This is a genomic window from Pradoshia eiseniae (genome assembly GCF_002946355.1).
Classification (GTDB): domain Bacteria; phylum Bacillota; class Bacilli; order Bacillales; family Pradoshiaceae; genus Pradoshia; species Pradoshia eiseniae.
The window spans coordinates 1-1,485 of record NZ_PKOZ01000042.1; the positions used below are offsets into that span (position 1 = coordinate 1).

The 1,485-nt window shown below is 40.0% G+C and carries 1 protein-coding gene; it reads left to right on the top strand.

From position 1 onward, the window contains the following. Positions 1–100 precede the first annotated feature (100 nt). On the top strand, positions 101–1,264 hold the full coding sequence (locus CYL18_RS18920; protein WP_104851015.1) for an IS256 family transposase: 1,164 nt from the start codon (positions 101–103) through the stop codon (positions 1,262–1,264). The last annotated feature ends 221 nt before the right edge of the window (positions 1,265–1,485 follow it).

The following is a 1,485-nucleotide window of genomic DNA, read 5'->3' on the forward strand; positions in this document are numbered from 1 at the left end:
GATTAAGTCCATATAATTGTGTAAATAAAAAGAGTCATTTTATTCACTCTTGGAAACAATGTTTTTTATCCCAAAAAACACATCGAAAAGAGGAATAAAGATGACTCATTTACAGTTTAACCTGGATATCGAAGTTCTAAAAGAAAAGGTTATGAATTCTGAGATGGATTCTGTCGTTAAATCTGCGGTTGTGCTCACACTGAATGCTTATATGGAATATGAACGAGATAAACATCTTCAAGTTGCCCATTATGAACGTTCTCCTGAACGCCAAGACAGCCGTAATGGGTATTACGAAAGAGAGCTCACCATGAATATCGGTAAGATTCCTCTTAAAGTGCCAAGAACACGCTCAGGGGAATTTTCAACCACCGTATTTGAAAAATATGCTCGTTGTGATCAGGCTTTAGTTCTCTCCATGCTTGAGATGGTGATCAATGGCGTCTCCACACGTAAAGTGAACAAAATCATCAAGCAGCTATGTGGCGAATCGATATCCAAATCGTTTGTTTCCTCTCTGACAAAACAATTAGATCCTGTTGTGAAAGAATGGGCAAGCAGGCCATTAAATGTGGCCTATTTCCCTTATATATTTGTAGATGCCATGTACATTAAGGTGCGAGAGCACCATCGAGTAGTCTCTAAAGCCGTTTATATCGCCACAGGAATTCGTGAAGACAATCGTCGAGAAATACTAGGGCTTTCCGTTGACCATGCGGAAAGCTTCGAAAGCTGGACTCGCTTCCTCCAGCAACTTAAATCACGGGGCATTCAATCACCGAAATTAGTCATTTCGGATGCTCATCAAGGTCTCCAAAAAGCTATACAAAGGGAATTCATTGGGACGGCATGGCAGCGATGCTATGTCCATTTCAAAAGAAATATCATCGACAAACTTCCTAAAAAAGATTCAGATGACGTCCGCCTCATGCTAAAACGAGTATTTGAAGCTGTCACAATCGAAGATTGTCGGCAATTCAAACAAGAATTAATGGAAAAGTACGAGGAACAACCTAAATATGAAAATGCCCTCAAAATACTAGATGAGGGGTTCGAGGATGCCATCCAATACATGAGTTATCCAGAAAACGTCCGTCTATATATACGAAGTACGAACTCCCTGGAACGGCTAAATCAAGAAGTTCGGAGAAGGGAAACCGTCATTCGAATCTTCCCCAACACCCAATCAGCCTACCGTCTCATCGGAGCTGTTTTGATGAACCAACAAGAGGTGTATGACAAACAAAAACCTCTTCCAATATGAATGTGCGATTTTTTGAAACATCCATCCTGAAGGATTTCACAGGAGAAATAGGCCATCAAGGGGAAAAACGCCCTTGACAGCCTATTTCTCCTGTGAAGAATGTATTCACGGATGTTTCGGCAAAAAAATGGGAGAAGTTACGTTATAGATCAATGGAGAAGTTTTATTTTCACATCCAATAAACATTGTTTTTAATTTTACACAAGAATATGGACTTGACT

What these genes read in the sequence shown, in the direction of transcription:
- CYL18_RS18920 (WP_104851015.1), top strand. Translation starts at nt 101, where the DNA reads ATGACTCATTTACAGTTTAACCTGGATATCGAAGTTCTAAAAGAAAAG.